This window comes from Ancylobacter sp. VNQ12 (assembly GCF_049445835.1).
Classification (GTDB): Bacteria; Pseudomonadota; Alphaproteobacteria; order Rhizobiales; family Xanthobacteraceae; genus Ancylobacter.
Genome location: NZ_JBMSDU010000010.1, coordinates 58515 through 77489, shown reverse-complemented (window position 1 = coordinate 77489; position 18975 = coordinate 58515). Strand labels below are relative to the sequence as shown.

General features: G+C 65.0%; 17 protein-coding genes and 1 pseudogene. 11 read left to right on the top strand and 7 right to left on the bottom strand.

Annotated elements, in window-relative coordinates; genetic code table 11:
- From ACO2RV_RS14750 to ACO2RV_RS14740, 3 genes are read right to left on the bottom strand one after another with little or no spacing between them, the layout of a single operon-like run.
- A complete protein-coding gene (locus tag ACO2RV_RS14750; RefSeq protein ID WP_423294240.1) occupies positions 1-1515 on the bottom strand; it encodes an HAL/PAL/TAL family ammonia-lyase in 1515 nt (504 codons plus the stop codon).
- Between the two features lie 28 nt (positions 1516-1543).
- Entirely contained in the window at positions 1544-2425 is an 882-nt protein-coding gene (locus tag ACO2RV_RS14745; RefSeq protein WP_423294238.1) for a glycine betaine ABC transporter substrate-binding protein, read from the bottom strand.
- A gap of 47 nt (positions 2426-2472) precedes the next feature.
- The gene (locus ACO2RV_RS14740) at positions 2473-3477 is read right to left on the bottom strand and encodes an ornithine cyclodeaminase family protein (RefSeq protein ID WP_423294236.1); all 1005 of its coding nucleotides are present in this window, start codon (positions 3475-3477) and stop codon (positions 2473-2475) included.
- 398 nt (positions 3478-3875) lie between these two features.
- Here ACO2RV_RS14740 and ACO2RV_RS14735 point away from each other — a divergent pair, with 398 nt between their 5' ends.
- Together ACO2RV_RS14735 and ACO2RV_RS14730 are read left to right on the top strand one after the other, a co-directional pair.
- Complete coding sequence (locus tag ACO2RV_RS14735; RefSeq protein ID WP_423294234.1) at positions 3876-5066, top strand: LysR family transcriptional regulator; 1191 nt, start codon at positions 3876-3878, stop codon at positions 5064-5066.
- Positions 5067-5252: 186 nt separating this feature from the next.
- Positions 5253-5375: pseudogene (locus ACO2RV_RS14730) on the top strand (transposase); the annotation flags it as partial.
- Between the two features lie 306 nt (positions 5376-5681).
- Here the strand turns inward: ACO2RV_RS14730 and ACO2RV_RS14725 are convergent.
- Positions 5682-6377 (bottom strand): FadR/GntR family transcriptional regulator, encoded by a 696-nt coding sequence (locus tag ACO2RV_RS14725; protein ID WP_423294232.1) that lies wholly within the window; start codon positions 6375-6377, stop codon positions 5682-5684.
- 230 nt (positions 6378-6607) lie between these two features.
- Here ACO2RV_RS14725 and ACO2RV_RS14720 point away from each other — a divergent pair, with 230 nt between their 5' ends.
- From ACO2RV_RS14720 to ACO2RV_RS14680, 9 genes are all read left to right on the top strand, one after another.
- The gene (locus ACO2RV_RS14720) at positions 6608-8173 is read left to right on the top strand and encodes a sugar ABC transporter ATP-binding protein (protein WP_423294230.1); all 1566 of its coding nucleotides are present in this window, start codon (positions 6608-6610) and stop codon (positions 8171-8173) included.
- A gap of 11 nt (positions 8174-8184) precedes the next feature.
- Positions 8185-9216 (top strand): ABC transporter permease, encoded by a 1032-nt coding sequence (locus ACO2RV_RS14715; RefSeq protein ID WP_423294228.1) that lies wholly within the window; start codon positions 8185-8187, stop codon positions 9214-9216.
- Positions 9217-9308: 92 nt separating this feature from the next.
- Positions 9309-10262 (top strand): ABC transporter substrate-binding protein, encoded by a 954-nt coding sequence (locus ACO2RV_RS14710; RefSeq protein WP_423294226.1) that lies wholly within the window; start codon positions 9309-9311, stop codon positions 10260-10262.
- Between the two features lie 77 nt (positions 10263-10339).
- Positions 10340-11344: an aldo/keto reductase gene (locus ACO2RV_RS14705; protein WP_423294224.1), complete on the top strand. Its 1005-nt coding sequence runs from the start codon at positions 10340-10342 to the stop codon at positions 11342-11344.
- A 12-nt stretch (positions 11345-11356) separates the two neighbouring features.
- The gene (locus ACO2RV_RS14700) at positions 11357-12199 is read left to right on the top strand and encodes an amidohydrolase family protein (RefSeq protein WP_423294222.1); all 843 of its coding nucleotides are present in this window, start codon (positions 11357-11359) and stop codon (positions 12197-12199) included.
- Positions 12200-12211: 12 nt separating this feature from the next.
- A complete protein-coding gene (locus ACO2RV_RS14695) occupies positions 12212-12541 on the top strand; it encodes an L-rhamnose mutarotase (RefSeq protein WP_423294220.1) in 330 nt (109 codons plus the stop codon).
- 27 nt (positions 12542-12568) lie between these two features.
- Positions 12569-13300, top strand: a complete 732-nt coding sequence (locus ACO2RV_RS14690) for an SDR family oxidoreductase (RefSeq protein ID WP_423294218.1) — start codon at positions 12569-12571, stop codon at positions 13298-13300.
- 26 nt (positions 13301-13326) lie between these two features.
- Entirely contained in the window at positions 13327-14172 is an 846-nt protein-coding gene (locus ACO2RV_RS14685) for a fumarylacetoacetate hydrolase family protein (protein ID WP_423294216.1), read from the top strand.
- A gap of 30 nt (positions 14173-14202) precedes the next feature.
- Entirely contained in the window at positions 14203-15528 is a 1326-nt protein-coding gene (locus ACO2RV_RS14680; protein ID WP_423294214.1) for an L-fuconate dehydratase, read from the top strand.
- A gap of 129 nt (positions 15529-15657) precedes the next feature.
- On the opposite strand, the gene ACO2RV_RS14675 is transcribed toward ACO2RV_RS14680, so the two are convergent.
- The 3 genes from ACO2RV_RS14675 to ACO2RV_RS14665 form a co-directional block, all read right to left on the bottom strand.
- Positions 15658-17160 (bottom strand): tripartite tricarboxylate transporter permease, encoded by a 1503-nt coding sequence (locus tag ACO2RV_RS14675; protein ID WP_423294212.1) that lies wholly within the window; start codon positions 17158-17160, stop codon positions 15658-15660.
- 3 nt (positions 17161-17163) lie between these two features.
- Positions 17164-17826, bottom strand: a complete 663-nt coding sequence (locus ACO2RV_RS14670) for a tripartite tricarboxylate transporter TctB family protein (protein WP_423294210.1) — start codon at positions 17824-17826, stop codon at positions 17164-17166.
- 162 nt (positions 17827-17988) lie between these two features.
- Positions 17989-18969: a Bug family tripartite tricarboxylate transporter substrate binding protein gene (locus tag ACO2RV_RS14665; RefSeq protein WP_423294208.1), complete on the bottom strand. Its 981-nt coding sequence runs from the start codon at positions 18967-18969 to the stop codon at positions 17989-17991.
- Positions 18970-18975 lie beyond the last annotated feature (6 nt).

The window sequence follows — 18975 nt, the reverse complement described above, 5'->3', positions numbered from 1 at the left end:
TCACGTCGTCTCCTCGCCGATCCCGTCAAGGACATCGAACCCACCGGCCGCGATCATCGCGTCCAGCGCTTCGATATCGGGCGTCGCAGGCCTGTCCTCGGTCAGCATGGCGACAGCGCTCCGCACTGCGGCCTGGATGCCGGCCGTGCCCCGGCCGAGGGCGATGCCATCCCGCAGATCGACGGCCTGAGCGGCGACCATCAGCTCCACGGCGATCAGCAGCCGCAGCCGGGCGACGATGTCGGCGGTCTTCTCGACCACCGCCGTCGCCATGGTGGCGTAGTCCTCGACGCGGTCGGCGACGGGCAGGACGAACACGGGCATTGGGTTGGCCCGGTGCTGGATCTCCGCGACCAGCGCCGCGACCGTCTTTTGCACCGTGGCATAACCGTTGCTGCCATTCTGGATCGGGCTGAGAAAGCGCGGAAGATCGCTGGAGGCCGGCGACATCAGTTTCATGATCCTCTCGCCAACCATGGCCGCGACCCGGGCGAGGGCAAGGCCAAGCATCTCGAGGACAAGGGTCAGATGGGTGGTGTCGAAATTGGCGTTCGGCAGGGAGCGCCCTTCGGCGAAGATCGCCGGGTTGTCGTCGCTGCTGTTGATCTCGGCCTCGACGATATCGCGGGCGGAATCCAGCGCTGCAACCGCCGCCCCCATGACGGGCGCGATGCAGCGGAAACTCAATGGATCCTGCAGGCGGCGGGCCGTGCCCGGCTGGGTGAGGGCGCCGTCCTCGAACAGGGCGCGCATTGCGGCCGCTACTACCCCCTGGCCCGGCAGGGGCCGCAGAGCCAGCGCGGCTTCCGACAGCGGATTCAGCGAGCAGCGATAGGCTTCGAAGGAGAGGGCGCCGGCCGCGACAGCGGCCGAGAGCACCCGCCGTGCATCGGCCACACAGAGCACCGCAAGACCGACCGAAGCGGCATTGGAGGACACCAGCGCAAGGCCGTCCTTGCCGACGAGACGGAGGGGGGACAGACCGGCGCGTTCCAGAGCTACGGCCCCCGGTACGATTTCCCCATCCATAGCCGCGAAACCCCGACCGATCAGGACGGCTGCGATCGCCGCCAGCGGCGCGAGGTCCCCTTCCCCGATCGAGCCCGTCATCGGTACGATCGGTTGCACGTCGCGTTCGATCAGTCCGACAAGACCCTGCGCTGTCGCGAGACTCGCCCCGGAACAGCCCCGGGCGAGCCGGGCGGCCCGCGTCGTCATGATGGCGCGTACTTCCCGGCGCGAACCGGCCCGGCCGACGCCGACGCAACGCGCCGACGGCACGCGCATCTGCACGTTGTCATCCGCCCGCAACGCCGTATCGACGGCGGCGCCTAGTCCGGTCGTAACGCCGTAGATGCGTTCGCCCGCGGCGCTGAGCAGGGCAAGCGCGCCTGCCGAGGCCCCGATACGGGCCTCAGCCGCTTCGGAGAACGCGATCGTGCGCACACCATCGGCGACAGCGACGATATCGCCGATGGTCAGGCGGGCTACCCCGAGCGTGACGATGGGCTTCATGGCGACGGTCCGCATGACGCTCTGGTGGTTACTTGATCACGCCCTTTTCCCTGAGGAACGCCACGGCGACGTCCTTCGGCTCCTCGCGGTCCTTTTCGACGCGGGCGTTGAGCTGGCGCATCGTGTCGTTGTCCAGCAGCGGGGAGAGCGCGTCGAGCGTTGCGGCGATCTTCGGATTGGCCGCAAGCGTATCCTGCCTGATGACGGGCGCGACGTAGTAGGGCGGGAAAAGGTGCTTGTCGTCCTCGAGAGCGACCAGCTTGCCGTCGGCGATCTGCCAATCGGTCGCGAAGCCGTTCGCCACGTCGATCTGCTCGGCGGCCAGCGCGTCATAGCGCAGGCCGAGCTTGGCGAACTGCTTGAACTCCTTGAACTCCGCACCATAGGTGGCCTTGAGGCCGGGCAGCCCATCCGCCCGATCGCTGAACTCGGGCCCGGCGCCCAGGATCAGCGTGGGGGCGGCCTTGCCCAGATCGCTCAGCGTCTTGAGGTTATGAGCCGCCGCCGTTTCCGGCCGGACCAGCAGGGCGTAGCCGTTATTGATCGCATCCGGCTTCAGCCATGTGACCTTGAAGTTAGTCTCATAGAAGTCCTTGACCTGCTTATAGACGGCATCCGGATCGCTCTGGACCTTGCCCTTCACGACAGAGATAAGCGCGGTGCCGGTATATTCGGGGTAGAGGTCGATCTCGCCGGTGGTCAGCGCCTGATGGGCGATGAGCGTTCCACCGAGATTGATCTTTCGCACCACCTTGATGCCAGCATTCTCAAGCGCTGCCGCATAGATTTCGGCGAGCACATATTGCTCGGTGAAGTTCTTGCTGCCGACCGTGACCGTCTGCGCAACAGCCGGGCTGGCGAGACCAGCGAGAACAACGGCGCCGGCCAGCGCCTTGAAAACATTGAACATGATCGGACCCCTCTTGTTTTTGGATTCTTACGGTTGACGGTATTTGCTTAGGCGTATCTCAGGCGTTGTCCGATGTTCAGCGCCCTTGCCTTTTCCAGCATCGCGTGTCCCAAGGCGATGTCCGACAACGACAGGCCGCGATGCCAGAACAGGTTGGTTTCATTGTCATTGGTGCGCCCGGGCTTCAGCCCGGCGACGATCTGCCCGAGTTCGGCGTGGAGCGTCTCCAGTGTCACCTTGCCCTCGTCGACATGTCGGCGAAGTGCGCCGAAGGGGCGGCCCGGTTGGCACTGGCCCCAGTCGTCGACGACGACCTTATCCATGATGTCTGTGAGATCGAGTTCCAGCGCGCTCATCGTCCCGTAAGGAGCCACGAAGGCGCCCTTCTTCACCCAGCTTGTCTTGAACAGCGGCGTCGGTTCGGGGAGGCGGCTCGCTTCCACCATGATGTCGGCGCCCTTCAGGCAATCCTCCCAGTTGTCCGTCACGATGATCTTCTTGCCGAGGTCCTTTTCCAGGCGTGCGGCAAAGGCTTTGCGGCTCTCGGGGCGGCGCGAATGGACACGGATCTCGTCGAAATCGAACAGATGGTCCAGGAGCCGCACGTTCCAGTAAGACGTGCCGCGCGCGCCGACATGGCCCAGGATCTTGCTGTCCTTGCGCGCCAGATGCTTGGCGCCGAGCGCGGTGGTCGCGCCGGTGCGCATGTCCGTGATAGCCGTCGCGTCGATGATGGCCTGTGGCATGCCGGTCCGGGGGTTGAACAGGTTCAGCACCGCCATTTCGGAGGGCAGGCCGACTTTGTAGTTGTCGACGAAGTCACCGACCACCTTCACGCCGGCGCAGTCGAGCGGCTTCACATAGCCGCGCAGGACGTTGAAATGGCCCTTGTCGGAGCTCTCGGGAACCAAGTGAACCCTGGGTTCGATCACCGTTTCGCCTCGCCCTTGCGCTGCCAGCGTCTCGGACACGGCGTCTAGGATTTCGTCGTTGGTTAGTTCCAACGCCTTGGTATCCAAGGCATTGATGTAGTCAATCCAGATTTCCTGCATTTGTCGTCTTCCCGGATTTCAATGCGAATGAAGATTGCGCCCCTCCCTTTGTCGGGCGGGCCGCTCGGCAGGGAGAACGGCATACGCTGCGCGCAGCCGGGCACGGCCGACGAAGCCGGGGTCGGATGCCACGCTGATATTGGGTATCGAGACAGCTCCCCCTCTCCGGTCGGGAGGCGTCCTCGGGCAGCATCCCGTCGCGCAGCCGAGCGGCTGCCTCGCGGGCAGTTCTGACACGCACTGGTTTCCCTGAAGATCTTCTTACGGGGGCAGCCAAGCACAGCTTCTGACGGCCGAGAAGGCCCCTATGACCCTATTTCAAGGTGTACGTGTTTTGGGATATGCCGATATCTTCAGATCGGCATGTCCACGGTGCCGGTGAAGAGACAGGCCTCGAAATGGATACCTCGACCCTCCTGATTGTCGATCGGGTGATGAGCGAACGGAGCATCCGGGGCACTGCCCGGGTGATGAAGAAGCCAGTTTCAACTATTGCCGCCGCGATCGATCGACTGGAGAACCAGATCTCTGTGCCACTTGTGCAGAAAGCTGGGACGAGCGTTGTTCTGACCCTTGAGGCTGAGAGGCTGTCTCCTGCCATCAAGCGGCTCGCCGAGCATGTCCAGGATATCATGGCCATCGGCAACCGCAGCAGGCAGGAAGTCTCGCTGAGCCTCGGCGCTTTAGCTCGCTTTGCACATGTCGCCGAAACCGGCAGCATCCGCCGGGCAGCCAAGTCGCTCGGGTTGGGCCAACCTCAGCTCGCCCGCCAGATCGCACATGTTGAAGCGACACTTGGCTGTCGCCTGCTCAATCGCCGAGTGGACGGCTCGACGACGACAGAGGCGGGAAAGCGACTGGTAATGTCGACACGTGCCATCGAGGCGATCTGGAACGAACTGGCCCACGCGGCCGCCGGACGTTCCCGCCGAAGTGCAGCAACCATCCGGCTCGGCTCGATCAGTCCACTGGGCCATGACAGCTTCGTTGCTACGCTGCTCGCCTCGCTCGTCGCGACCTGGATGAACGATAAGCCCCGTCAACCTCTGTTGGTGGCCAATACTACCACCGAAGGCCTCATCGCCGGCCTGAAGAGCGGCACCTACGATGCGGTGCTCCTGAACAGCGTCAACGTCCCGACGGATTTCGACAGTTATCTGATCTCACGATCGCCGTTGTCGCTTGTCGGTCAGTCGCAAGTCATCAAACCGGGAGAAGGGCGGAATGACTTGACCAGGATCGTGCTTGGCTCTCCTATCGCCGTCCCAAGCCCGAGGAGTGGGCTGCGTCAGATCATCAATCGCCTGCTGGCGGATACGCTCACCGAGGCCGAGATGGACAGGCTGAAGGTGATCGAGCTGGATTCGATGCCCGTCGTCATCAATATGGTCTTGCATCACGGTGCCGTTTCGGTGCTGCCGTCGGAATCGGTAGCCCGGATGAGCGGTGACCTGCGCCAAATCTCACTGCCCTCAGAACTAGCCCTGCCATATTGGCTTGTCTGCCGGAAGAATGAGAGCGGGCGCCAGACCGCCAACGCCCTGCTGACCGCGCTTGCGGGTTTGGGCTATGGCGACAACGCGAAATAGCGTCTGGGAATACGGAGGTGCGATCGGGCTGTGAGTCTCGACAGCCCAGCGCGCCGCCCCGATCGTTCGGAAAAAATGACTAGAGCGATCTTCCATTGCTGCAGCAGGCCTCGCCTGCTGCAGGTTTTGTGGGTATCTGGATAAGGTATCCAACAGGACTGGGGAGAGAAATGCAACTGAGCGGAAATACAACGACGTAGGTTCGGCCGTCAGTTCAAGCTTGAGGCTGTAAGATTGGTGAAGAATCGAGGCGTTGCTGTTGCGCAGGCTGCCCGCGACCTGAACGTCCACGAGAGCGTGCTGCGCAAACCCTGTGTTACCGAATGTGCAGCGAATGTTCGCTTCAATGGTTCCGCTGATCAAAACCAGCCAGATGGAAGACGCCACTCAGCGGCCGCTTCAGCTACAGCAAGCTGTTTGACCGAAAGCGGACGCGCTCGATGTCCGCCTTGGCGTCAACACGCGTCATAGGGTTATAGCGAACACATAGTTCTCTTCTTGGTCGCTCGCGGCCCGGCAATGCGGCGTCCAACTCGAACGGCGACCTCACCCGATCACGGCCCAGCGCCATTTGAGCAGTTGAGCAGATCGCGTCATCGAGGAAGATGCGGAGCTTTAGCGAGGTTCGCTCTCGGTCCAGCGCCGCTTGGATTCTTCCAGATGCGCATGCATGCGCATCTGCGCGAGCGGCACGTCGCGCGCCTCCAGTGCGGCGAGAATGGCTTCATGTTCGGCCAGAGCATCGCGCCAGGTCTCCGGCGTGTCGAAACGCGCGCGGAACCTTGAGGAAATGGGGCTGTGCCGTTCGTCGAACAGCTCGCCGACCAGCCGAACGATGACACTGTTGCCGGTACGCGCGGCGATGGCGAGATGGAACTGCCGGTCGTGTTCCAGCGGCTTGCGGCCTTCCTCGATATCCGCCCGCATGGCCTCCAATGTCAGCCGCAGGCCACGCAGTGAGGCCGTCGTGAACCGCGCGCCGGCAAGGCCGATGACCGCCGCCTCGACCGTCGCCCGCGCCTCCATGAGCTCGACCGCGCTCTCCCCTGTTGCCGCCTGGGACGGCGTGCGACGCTCGACCGTTGCGGTGACGTAGATGCCCGAGCCCATGCGGATCTCGACCGTGCCGTCGATCTCGAGTGCGATCAGCGCTTCGCGCAGTGAGGGGCGCGATACGCCGAGTTGCTGGGCGAGATCGCGCTCGGCCGGCAAACGGCTTCCTACCGAGAAATGGCCGTTCTGGATCAGGCCGCGAATTTGGTCGGCGACCTGCTGATAAAGCCGACGTTCAGACGTCCGATTGATGTTCATGCAGCACACTCTGGTTTGGCCTTACCATAAATCGGACAGACCACTTTCGCCAAGAATATTATACCATTGAAAATAAACGACTTTTATCTACTTAGCGAGGATTCAACCGGGCAAGTCGAAAATTGGCTTGACCACATTGAGCGAGGTGGCACCATAAAGCGCAGTGGCTAAAGCCAACAAGATCCGCATCAGCGGACGCAAAGTCGCTTCATGCGACAGGGGAGGACAACATGCCGAGCGGCGCGATCGCCGACGGTCGGATTGGCGCGCCGCAGGCAATGGCGGCCGGCGAAACGCTGCTGTCGCTGGAAGACATCTGCAAGGAATTCCCTGGCGTCAAAGCTCTGCAGGGCGTGCACTTCAATCTTCGGCGTGGCGAAGTGCATGCGGTGTGCGGCGAGAACGGCGCCGGCAAGTCGACGTTGATGAAGATCATCAGCGGCGTCTATGCGCCAACGTCCGGACGGCTCGTCTACAAGGGGAATGTCTGCAATTTCGGCTCGCCGCTGGAGGCGGAGGCGGTCGGCATCGCCATCATCCATCAGGAACTCAACCTGGTCCCGCACCTCTCGGTCGCGGAGAACATCTACCTTGCCCGCGAGCCCCGACGCGGCTTCTTCGTCGACCGCAAGGCCTTGCGGGCCAACGCCAAGAAATGCCTGGACCGGCTTGGCGTCGTCATCGATCCCGACAGGCTGGTCCGGGAACTGTCGGTCGCGCAATGCCAGATGGTGGAGATCGCCAAGGCGCTGTCGCTGGATGCTCAAGTCCTTATCATGGACGAGCCGACCTCCTCGCTCACCGAGCAGGAGACCCGCCTGCTGTTCAAGGTCATCCACGACCTCAAGGCTTCAGGCGTCGGCATCGTCTATATCTCGCACCGCCTCGACGAGATGGCAGAGATCGTCGACCGGGTCACCGTGCTGCGCGACGGTCGCTATATCGCGACCGACGACTTCGCGGCGACCACTATCGACGAGATCGTCGGCCGCATGGTCGGCCGCTCGCTGGAGGAGAAGTTCCCCGAGCGCACCTCGCGATCGACGCAGGACATCATCCTCTCGGCGCGAGGCCTGACCCGCCACGGCGTATTCCACGGCATCGACTTCGATCTCTATCGCGGCGAGATCCTCGGCTTCGCCGGCCTGATGGGCGCGGGGCGCACCGAGGTCGCGCGCGCCATCTTCGGCGCGGACGCGCTCAACGCCGGCACCATCACGCTGGAGGGGCAGACGCTGGACATCCGCTCGCCGCGCGATGCCATTGCCGCCGGCCTCGCCTATCTCTCCGAGGACCGCAAGGCGCAGGGGCTCGCGGTCAAGATGCCGGTCGACGCCAACATGACGCTGGCCAATATGGAGGAAGTGTCGAACCGCTTCGGCGTCATCGACTTCGCCAGGCACGCGAAGGTCGCCAAGGAGTATATCGACCTCCTCAACATCAAGACACCGTCCCCGTCCCAGCCGGTGCGCCTGCTCTCGGGCGGCAACCAGCAGAAGATCATCATCGGCAAGTGGCTGTTCCGGAAGTCGCGGGTGCTGATCTTTGACGAACCGACGCGCGGCATCGATGTCGGCGCCAAGTTCGCGATCTATCAGATCATGGACGAACTGGCCGCCAAGGGGATCGGGGTGATCCTGATCAGTTCGGAATTGCCGGAGGTTCTCGGCATGACCGACCGCATCGCCGTGTTTCACCACGGCAGCATTGCCGGCGTGCTGGAGACCGCAGCCACCTCCCAAGAAGAAATCATGCACTACGCGTCCGGCTACGGACGGCCAAGCAGCCGCGGCTGACGGAGCTGAGAATGACCATGACCGTGACGACCCCGCCAGCCCCCACGCGTGGCCGCCTGACCGACCGGCAAAAGGACATCGCCCAGAAATTCGCCGCCCTCGGCAGCCTTCTCGTTCTGATCGTCGTGTTTTCGCTGAGCAGCAGTGCATTCTTCACCGTCAACAACGGCATGACCATCGCCCTGCAGGTGACCTCCATCGCCCTGCTCGGCATCGGGGCCACCTGCGTGATCATCACCGGCGGCATCGATCTGTCGGTCGGCTCGGTGCTGGCCCTGTCCGGCGTCATCGCCGCCCTGGCGGTGAAGGAACTCGGGCTGGCCGTGCCGCTCGCCATGATGCTGGGCATCCTCACCGGCGCGTTTTGCGGCCTCATCAACGGCATTCTCGTCACCCGCCTGCGCCTGCCCCCCTTCATCGCCACGCTCGGCATGATGCTCATCGCCCGCGGTGTCGCCCTGCAGATCACCGGCGCGCGGGCGATCTCCGGTCTCGGCGAATCCTTCGGCGTCCTCGGCAATGGCGCGCTCTTCCGGATCGTCACCATCGGCGACGATGGCTTTCCCACTGTGGTTTTTCCGGGCATCCCGTATCCGGTGATCCTGATGGCGGTGATCGCCGTTGCCGTATCGCTGATGCTCAACCGTTCGGTGCTGGGCCGGCACATCTACGCGGTCGGCTCCAACGGCGAAGCCGCCCGGCTGTCCGGCGTCAATGTCGCCGGCGTCACCTGCTTCACCTATGTGCTCTCCGGCACGCTCGCCGGACTGACCGGCTGCGTGCTGATGTCCCGTCTCGTCACCGCCCAGCCGAACGAGGGCGTGATGTACGAGCTCGACGCCATCGCCAGCGCGGTGATCGGCGGCACGTCGCTGATCGGCGGCGTCGGCACCATCTCCGGCACGTTCATCGGCTCCTTCGTGATCGGCATCCTGCGCAACGGGCTGAACATGAACGGCGTCTCCGCCTTCACCCAGCAGATCATCATCGGCCTGGTGATCCTGCTCACGGTCTGGATCGACCAATTGCGCAACCGGCGATAACCGCCGACGCGCAGAGCTTTCCGCAACCAACGGAGCCTCGCGCTCACCGGCTCAGCGACCGCAATGGCGGCGTCAGATAACTGGAGGAAACCATGAAGAAGCTTGTCACGGCCCTGCTCGCCTCGGCGGTCCTGTTCAGCGGCGTCGCCGCCCAGTCCGCCGCTCATGCCGGCGAAATCGCCGTCATCGTGAAGACCGTCAACTCCACCTTCTGGCAGAACGTGCAAAAGGGCGCCGACGCCGCGCTGAAGGAAGCGGGTGGCGGCAATACGCTGACCTTCCAGGGGCCGGCCTCCGAATCCGCCATCGCCGACGAGGTGAACATGGTGGAGAACGCGGTCAATCGCGGCGTGGCGGGCATCGTGCTGGCCCCCTCCGACCCCGACGCGCTGGTTCCCGCCGTGAAGAAGGCCTGGGAAGCCCGCATCCCCGTCGTGATCATCGACTCGCTGCTGGCCAAGGGGGCGGAGCAGTACTACCAGTCCTACCTCGCCACCGATAACCGCAAGGCCGGCGAACTCGCGGCGAAGGCGCTGATCGACAAGGTCGGCACCGAGGGCAAGATCGCCGTCATGTCCTATGTCGCCGGCGCCGGCTCCGAGATCGGCCGCGTAGGCGGCTTCACCGACTATATCAAGGCGCACTCCAAGCTCCAGATCGTCGGCCCGTTCTATTCGCAGTCGCAGATGGCGACGGCGCTGAACCAGACCACCGACGTGCTGGCCGCCAACCCGGACCTCAAGGGCATCTTCGGCGCCAATGAGCCGACCGCCATCGGTATGGCACGCGCCATCAAGCAGGCCGGCAAGTCGGGCAAGATCGTCGCCGTCGGCTTCGATGGCAATCAGGACCTGCAGGAATTCGTCAAGGACGGCACGCTCGAAGCCATCATCGTGCAGGGCTCGTTCCAGATGGGCGATCTCGGCGTGAAGACCGTCTCCAAGCTGATCAAGAAGGAGAAGGTCGACAAGTTCGTCGACACCGGCGCCGTGGTCGTCACCAAGGCGAACATCGACCAGCCCGAAGCCAAGAACGTTCTCTACTGAGCCCGTTCCTCCCGCGCACCTTCCGGGACGCGACATACGTCGCGTCCCGGCTTTCCCTGGAACGGATCTGCATCCTCATGAAAGTCGGCGATCAGCGCACCCATGCCCGCAGCACCGTCACCGTGACGGCCATGGGCCTGGGCTGCGCGCAAATGGGCAGCCTCTACCGCGTCACCAGCTATGCCGAATCCGCCGGTGCCTTCCAGGCCGCGTGGGACGCCGGCATCCGCTATTACGACACCGCTCCCTTCTACGGCTTCACCCGCTCCGAACTGCGCCTCGGCACCATGCTGACCGAGCATCCGCGGGCGAGCTACACGCTCTCCACCAAGGTCGGCCGCGTGATGATGCCGGATCCGACCGTCGGCGCGCTGGAGGACGGCTATGCCGAGCCGCTGCCCTTCCGCCCGGTATTCGACTACACGCATGATGGAATCCTGCGCTCCTTCGAAGCGAGCCAGAGGCGCCTCGGCATTCTGGCTCCTGACATTCTGTACGTGCACGACATCGGCCGCTTCACCCATGGCGAGCGCCACGCGCACTACTGGAGCCAGCTCACCGACGGCGGCGGCTTCCGCGCACTGACCCGGCTGCGCGATGAGAAGGCGATCAAGGCTTTCGGCCTCGGCGTCAATGAGTTCGAGGTCATCGAGGCGGCCATCGAGGTCGCCGACCTCGATATCAGCATGCTGGCGGGCCGCTACACGCTGCTGGAACAGGCGAGTCTGCCCTTCATGGACGCGTGCGCGGCCCGCAGCATCGGCATCGTGGTTGCTGGTGCCTTCAACTCCGGCATTCTCGCCGGCAGCAACAAGTTCAACTATGGCGACGCGCCCGCCGACATCGTGGCCCGTGTCGAAGCGCTGCGCAGCGCCTGCGAGGCGGAAGGCGTGACGCTACAGGCCGCCGCGCTGCAGTTCCCGCTGGCGCATCCGGCCGCGCTCACCGTCGTCTCCGGCGCGCGCAACGGCGAACAGATCAGGGCCAATATCGGCTGGTTCGAGGAGCCGATCCCGGCCGCCTTCTGGACGCGACTGAAGGAGCGCGGCCTCATCGCCGACGGCGCTCCTGTCCCGGCCTGAAGGAGCGCGATCATGCGGATCGACGCGCACCAGCACTTCTGGCAGATCGCCGAGCGGGCCGGCCAATGGCCGCCGGCCGATCTCGCCCCGATCTATCGCGACTTCGGGCCGGAGGATCTGGAGCCGCTGCTCGCCACCGCCGGCTTCGAGGGCACGGTATTGGTCCAGACGATGGAGCGCGAGGCGGACACCGCCCACATGCTCGGCCTCGCGACCCGCCACCCCTTCATCAAGGCGGTCGTGGGCTGGACCGACCTCAAGGCTCCGGACGCCGCTGACGCCGTCGCTCGGCTGGCCTCGCATCCCCGGCTGAAGGGGCTGCGTCCCATGCTCCAGGACATTGCGCAGGACGACTGGATCACCGACCCGGCACTGGCCCCCGCCATCGAGGCGATGATCGCGCACGACCTCGCTTTCGATGCGCTGGTGATGCCGCGCCATCTGCGCCCGCTGCTGGATCTCGCCACGCATTATCCGGCGCTCAGGATCGTCATCGACCACGGTGCCAAGCCGCCCATCGCCGAAGGGCACATCTCGCGCTGGCGGGCGGACCTCGCCGCCCTCGCGGCGCTGCCAAATGTCTGGTGCAAACTGTCGGGCCTCCTCACCGAGGCGGGCGGACGCGGACCGGTTGCGGTGCGTCCCTATGCCGAGACGCTGCTCGACCTGTTCGGACCCGGGCGGCTGATCTTCGGCAGCGACTGGCCGGTGCTGCGCCTTGCCGGCGATTATGCCGGCTGGGTCGAGCAGTGCCGGGACATCGTGCCGCGCGAGCACCACGACGCCGTGTTCGGCGGCAACGCCGTCACCTTCTACCGGCTCGACGGCATCACCCCGGCAGCGGACGCGGCCTGAACGGAGAACGCCATGCAGCGCATGGGAATGATGATCGGGCTCGAACCCGACATGGTGAAAACCTACAAGGAACTGCACGCGGCGGTGTGGCCGGAAGTGCTCGCGCTTCTCGCCGCCAGCAACATCCGCAACTACACGATTTTCCTGCGCGAACCGGAGAACATCCTGTTCGGCACCTGGGAATATCACGGCACCGATTTCGCGGCGGACATGGCGAAGATCGCCGCCGACCCAACCAATCAGGAATGGTGGAAACGGACCATTCCCTGCCAGCGCCCGCTCGCCACCCGCAAGGAGGGCGAATGGTGGGCGACGATGGAAGAAGTCTTCCACCTCGACTGAACGACGAACACATGAAGGAGAGTGGCCATGGCCAAGCTTGAGGGCAAGACCGTCCTCGTTACCGCCAGCGGTCAGGGCATCGGCCGCGCGAGCGCGCTGGGCTTCCTGGCGGCCGGCGCCAATGTCTATGCCACCGACATCAACGAGGCCCTGCTCGCGCAGCTGCCGGCGTCCGATCATCTGACCACCGCGCGGCTCGACGTGCTGGACGACGCTGCGGTTGCCAGCTTCATCACCGGCATCGGTCCGGTCGACGTGCTGTTCAACTGCGCCGGCGTGGTGCATCCGGGCAGCATTCTCGACATGAAAGACGGCGACCTCGACTTTGCCTTCGACCTCAACGTCAAGTCGATGGTGCGCACCATCCGCGCCGTGCTGCCCGGCATGATCGAGCGGCGCGAGGGTGCCATCATCAACATGTCGTCGGTCGCCTCCTCCGTGAAGGGTGTGCCGAACCGCTTTGCCTACAGCGTCACCAAGGCGGCAGTCATCGGCCTGACCAAGTCGGTGGCCGCCGATTATGTCGGACACAACATCCGCTGCAACGCCATCTGCCCCGGCACGGTGGAAAGCCCTTCGCTGCAGGACCGGTTGCGCGCGCAGGGCGACTACGAGACGACCCGCGCCGCCTTCATCGCCCGACAGCCGATCGGGCGCATCGGCACGCCGGAAGAGATTGCCGATCTCGCCGTCCATCTCGCCGGCGCCACCTACACCACCGGCCAGGCCTTCGCCATCGATGGCGGCTGGTCGCTCTGACCCGCCTTTCCGACAGGGACAACAGCATGAGACTCGTACGCTACGGGGAAAAGGGCCAGGAGAGGCCGGGCCTGATCGACGCGCAGGGCCGCATCCGCGACCTCTCCGCCCATGTGCCGGACATAGCCGGCGCCGCGCTCGATCCGGCTGCGCTGGCGGCGCTTTCCTCACTCGACATCACGAGCCTGCCGCTGGTCGCGGAGGGAACCCGCCTCGGCCCCTGTGTCGCTGGGACCGGCAAGTTCGTCTGCATCGGGCTCAACTTCTCCGACCATGCCGCCGAATCCGGCATGGAAGTGCCACCCGAGCCGGTCGTCTTCATGAAGGCGACCTCGGCCATTGCCGGCCCGCATGACGACGTGCCGATCCCGCGCGGCTCGGACAAGACCGATTGGGAGGTCGAGCTTGCCATCGTCATCGGCAAGACCGCCAAATACGTCTCGGAGGCGGACGCGCTCGACCATGTCGCCGGCTATTGCGTGTGCCACGACGTCTCCGAGCGCGGCTTCCAGCTGGAGCGCTTCGGCCAGTGGACCAAGGGCAAGTCCTGCGACGGCTTCGGCCCCATCGGCCCCTGGCTGGCGACGAAGGACGAGGTGCCTGATCCGCAGAACCTTGCCATGTGGCTGAAGGTCAATGGCGAGACGCTGCAGAACGGCTCGACGAAGACAATGGTGTTCGGCGCCGCCTATCTCGTCTCCTATCTCAGCCAGTTCATGTCGCTGCACCCTGGCGACATCATTTCGACCGGCACGCCCCCCGGCGTCGGCCTCGGCTTCAAGCCGCCGCGCTATCTCAAGGCCGGCGACGTGGTCGAACTCGGCATCGAGAAGCTGGGGTCGCAGAAGCAGACCTTCGTCCCCGACATCTGATCCGCGCTCATTGCTCCGGGAGGCATCGCCATGGCGAAAATCACCGACATGCGGGTCATCGACCTGCGCTTTCCCACCTCCCACGCGCTCGATGGCTCGGACGCGATGAACCCCGATCCGGACTACTCCGCGGCCTATGTCATCCTCGACACCGACCAGCCGGACCTGAAGGGGCATGGGCTCACCTTCACCATCGGACGCGGCAACGACATCTGCTGCATGGCGATCCTCGCCATGCGCCATCTCGTCGTCGGCACCGATCTCGATGAGGTGCTCGCCGCTCCGGGCAAGTTCTGGCGGCACCTGACCAGCGACAGCCAGTTGCGCTGGATCGGGCCGGAAAAGGGCGCCATGCACCTCGCCACCGGCGCGGTGGTCAACGCGTTCTGGGACCTGCTCGCCAAACAGGCCGGCAAGCCGGTATGGCGGCTGGTCGCCGAGATGTCGCCCGAGGAGATCGCCGACATTGTCGACTATCGCTATCTCACCGACGTGCTCGACCGTGACGACGCGCTCGCCATTCTACGCCAGGCGGAGACCGGCAAGGCGGAGCGCATCGCCATCCTCGAACGCGAGGGCTACGCCTGCTACACCACCTCGGCCGGCTGGCTCGGCTATGACGACGCCAAGCTGCGGCGCCTCTGTCATGAGGCGATCGACGCCGGCTTCAATCATGTGAAGATGAAGGTCGGGCGCGACCTCGAGGACGATATCCGCCGCCTCGCCATCGCCCGCGAGGTGATCGGGCCGGACCGCTACCTGATGATCGATGCCAACCAGGTGTGGGAGGTCGGTCAGGCGATCGACTGGGTGAAGCAGCTTTCCTTCGCCAATCCGTTCTTTATCGAGGAGCCGACCAGCCCGGACGATATTGCCGGCCATCGCAAGATCCGCGAGGCGGTGGCGCCGGTGAAGGTGGCGACCGGCGAGATGTGCCAGAACCGCATCATGTTCAAGCAGTTCATCGCCGAGGGCGCCATCGACGTGGTGCAGATCGACTCATGCCGCATGGGCGGGCTCAACGAGGTGCTGGCGGTGCTGCTGGTGGCAGCGAAATACGGCCTGCCGGTCTGGCCGCATGCCGGCGGCGTCGGCCTGTGCGAATATGTGCAGCACCTGTCGATGATCGACTATGTCGCCGTGTCGGGCACCAGGGAAGGCCGGGTTATCGAATATGTCGACCATCTGCACGAGCACTTCCTCGACCCCTGCGTGATCGAGAACGCCGCCTACATGCCGCCAAAGCGGCCGGGCTTCTCGATCGAGATGAAGCCCGAGACGCTGAGAGCTTTCGTCCATGTACCGGACGTACGGCCTGTTGATTTCCGCGGAGAAGTGACGCTGGATTTCCACTGAGAAGTGCCCCGGGCGGATGGTGGTCCTGGGCCGGTTGGCGGTCCAGTTTTCGGGGAACAGATCAGCGCGCGCCCTGTGCATGCAGCCGAAGATAATGCTGTTCGACGAGCCGACCTCCGCCATGCTCGGCTATTCCGCGAAGACGTCCTCGCGCCCGCGGCGGAAGCTCGGCAGCAGCACCACCACCAGCATGATGGCGGCGATGGCGAGAAGCCCGGCGGAAATCGGGCTGTCGATGAAGGTCGCCATGTTGCCGCGCGAGACCAGCAGGGCACGGCGGAAATTCTCCTCCATCAGCCGGCCGAGCACGAAGCCGAGCAGCATCGGCGCCGGCTCGAAGCCGAATTTCGCCAGGATGTAGCCGGCAAAGCCGAACAGCCCGATCAGCAGCACCTGCACCGGCTCGGAATTGATCGAGAAGATGCCGATGGAGCAGAACATCAGGATCGCCGGAAACATGAGGTGGTACGGCACCTTCAGCAGCTTCACCCACAGGCCGATCATCGGCAGGTTGATGATGAGCAACATGAGGTTGCCGATCCACATGGAGGCGATCATGCCCCAGAACAGGTCCGGCGAATTGGTCATGACCAGTGGGCCCGGCACGATGCCGTGGATGGTCATGGCGCCGACCATCAGGGCCATCACCGCATTGGGTGGAATGCCGAGCGTGAGCAGAGGGATGAACGAGGTCTGCGCGCCGGCATTGTTGGCACTCTCCGGTCCCGCCACGCCTTCGATCGCGCCCTTGCCGAAGCGGCTGGGGTCCTTGGCGAGCTTCTTCTCCAGCGTGTAGGCAGCGAACGGGCCGAGGACGGCGCCATTGCCCGGCAGGATACCGAGGATAGCGCCGATGATCGTGCCGCGCGCGATGGGCGCGGCGGACTGGCGCATCTCCTCGCGGCCGGGCAGCAGCCGGCCGATGGCCTGCTTCACCACGTCCCGCGTCTCGACATTGTCGAGGTTGCGTAGGATCTCGGCAACACCGAACACGCCCATGGCGAGCACGGCGAAATCGATGCCATCGGCCAGGAAATCCATGCCGAGGGTCATGCGCGCCTCGCCGGTCTCCAGGTCGATGCCCACCGTCGAGAGCAGGATGCCAAACAGGATCATGGCGATCGCCTTGATGATCGAGCCATGCGCCAGCACCACGGCGAAGACGAGCCCCATCACCATCAGCGAGAAATATTCCGCCGGGCCGAAGACGAGAGCGAGGCTGGTGAGGGGCTTGGCCAGCGCGGCGATCAAGAGGGTGGCGAAGGTGCCGGCGATGAAGGAGCCGATGGCGGCGATTCCGAGCGCGATACCGGCACGCCCGCGCCGCGCCATCTGGTGACCGTCCAGTGTCGTCACCACGGCCGTCGCCTCGCCGGGGATATTGACCAGAATGGCCGTGGTCGAGCCGCCATATTGCGCGCCGTAATAGATGCCGGCGAGCATGATGAGCGCACCCACCGGATCGAGCCCGAAGGTGATCGGCAGCAGCATCGAGATCGTGGCAATGGGCCCGACACCGGGCAGAATGCCGACCAGCGTTCCCACCAGACAGCCAGTGAGGCACAGCACGAGGTTCTTGAGCGAGAAGGCCACAGTGAGGCCGAGGCCGAGATTGCTGATGAGATCGAACATGGCTCAGCCTCCTATCGTCGCGCTGGGCGCTTTTGCGGCCGCGCGGCGCCCGGCGAACAGCACCAGCAGGCCGGCGCCGGCCATGAGAGCGGCGGCGAGCCGCAGCGCGCCGCGATAGCTCCAGCCGGCCAGCAGCACTTCCTGCACGTAGCGCGGCATGATCGGGATCGGCAGATTGAGCAGGTCGCCGAACAGTATGAGGCTGAACGGAGTGAGGAAGAGAGCCAGCGTCACCAGCGGCCGCAGCTGCACCTCCGGCGACGCATGGCCGCCGACGATGATGGCTAGCGGCCCGGCCACGACGAGGCCCAGCTCGGGCGTGCTCCAGCCCTCGAAATGCGAACTCTTGATCGTCAGCGCGAAAAGCGCGGTGGCCGACAGCACCAGGATCGGCCCGCGCAGCGAGAAGGTGAGGTCTTCCGATCCACCCACGCCGCGTCGCGCGCCGACGAGAATGGGGATGGCGCAGAGGCCGAGCAGGATGGAAAGCGCCTGCGGCAGCATGCCGGCGCCGACCGAGCGCAGCGTGCCGCGCGGCAGCTCGGAGGAGAGCGCAAAGCCCAGCACGGCGAGCGCAATGAGAATCGCCGCCGCGCCCAGCTCCTTGCGGGAGACGGTTCCCGCTTCCTTGCGCGAGCCTAAGCCCCCGCGCACCACCTCGGTCATGTTCCTCTCCCTGGGCGTTCGCCGGGCTTCTGCCCTTGGCGCAGGCTACATTGCGGCGTCCCGGTCTTTGCGTCGTGCGGTGCCGGGTTCGTCGGGCGCGCGGCGACATCAGTCCGCCGCGCGGCGTGGCCAAGCCCCGGTCACCGCCGGGGCTCGCACCGATCAATCGATGGAAATGCCGGCCTGCCCGAGGAACGTCGACCAGCGGGCGCTCTCGGACTTCATCATCGCGGCAAATTCCTGCGGCGTGTCGCCGATGATGGTGGTGCCCTCGGCGTTCAGGCGCTCCTTGATGACGGGCGTGGCAAGCGCGTCGAGCGTGGCGCTGCGCAGCTTGTCGATCACCGGCTGCGGCGTCCCCTTGGGCACCGCGAAACCATACCAGGCGGCCGACTCATAGTCGGGGTAGCCGCGCTCGGCGACGGCCGGCACGTTGGGCAGCTTGGCGACCCGCTCCTTGGTGGTGACGGCGAGCGGAATCATCTCGCCGCTGTCGACCAGGCCGAGCACCGAGGGAAGCGTCGTCACCATGAAGTCGCCGCGTCCACCCAGCATGTCGTTGAGTGCCGGCCCCGCGCCCTTGTAGGGCACATGCACCGCGCTGATGCCAGCCTGGGAGAGCAGCAGGGCGGTTGCCAGATGGCTGGCCGAGCCGTTGCCGGCCGAACCGTAGGTCAGCGCGCCGGGATTGGCTTTGCCGAACGCGATGATCTCCTCGAAGCTCTTGAACTTCGAGTTCTTGGAGACGACCACGACGAGCGGCGTGCGCGCGATCAGCGTCACCGGATCAAAGGCGGTAAGCGGATCGAGCTTCAGGTTCTTGAACAGATGCGGATTGACGACCATCGGGCCCTGATTGGCCATCAGAACCGTGTAGCCGTCCGGGTCGGCCCCCGCCACGCGCTGGGAAGCGACATTGCCGCCGGCGGTGCCGTTATTCTCCACCACCATGGCCTGGCCGAGCTTCTCGCCCACGCCATTGGCGACAAGGCGGGCGATGGCGTCGGTGCCGCCGCCTGCGGCATAGGGCACGACCAGCTTCACCGGACGCACCGGAAAGGCGTCCTGCGCCTGGGCGGCGGGGATGGCGGCGGCGAGACAGCCGGCTGCGAGCAGCAGCGAGAGATGGCGACGGTTCAACATGGCTTT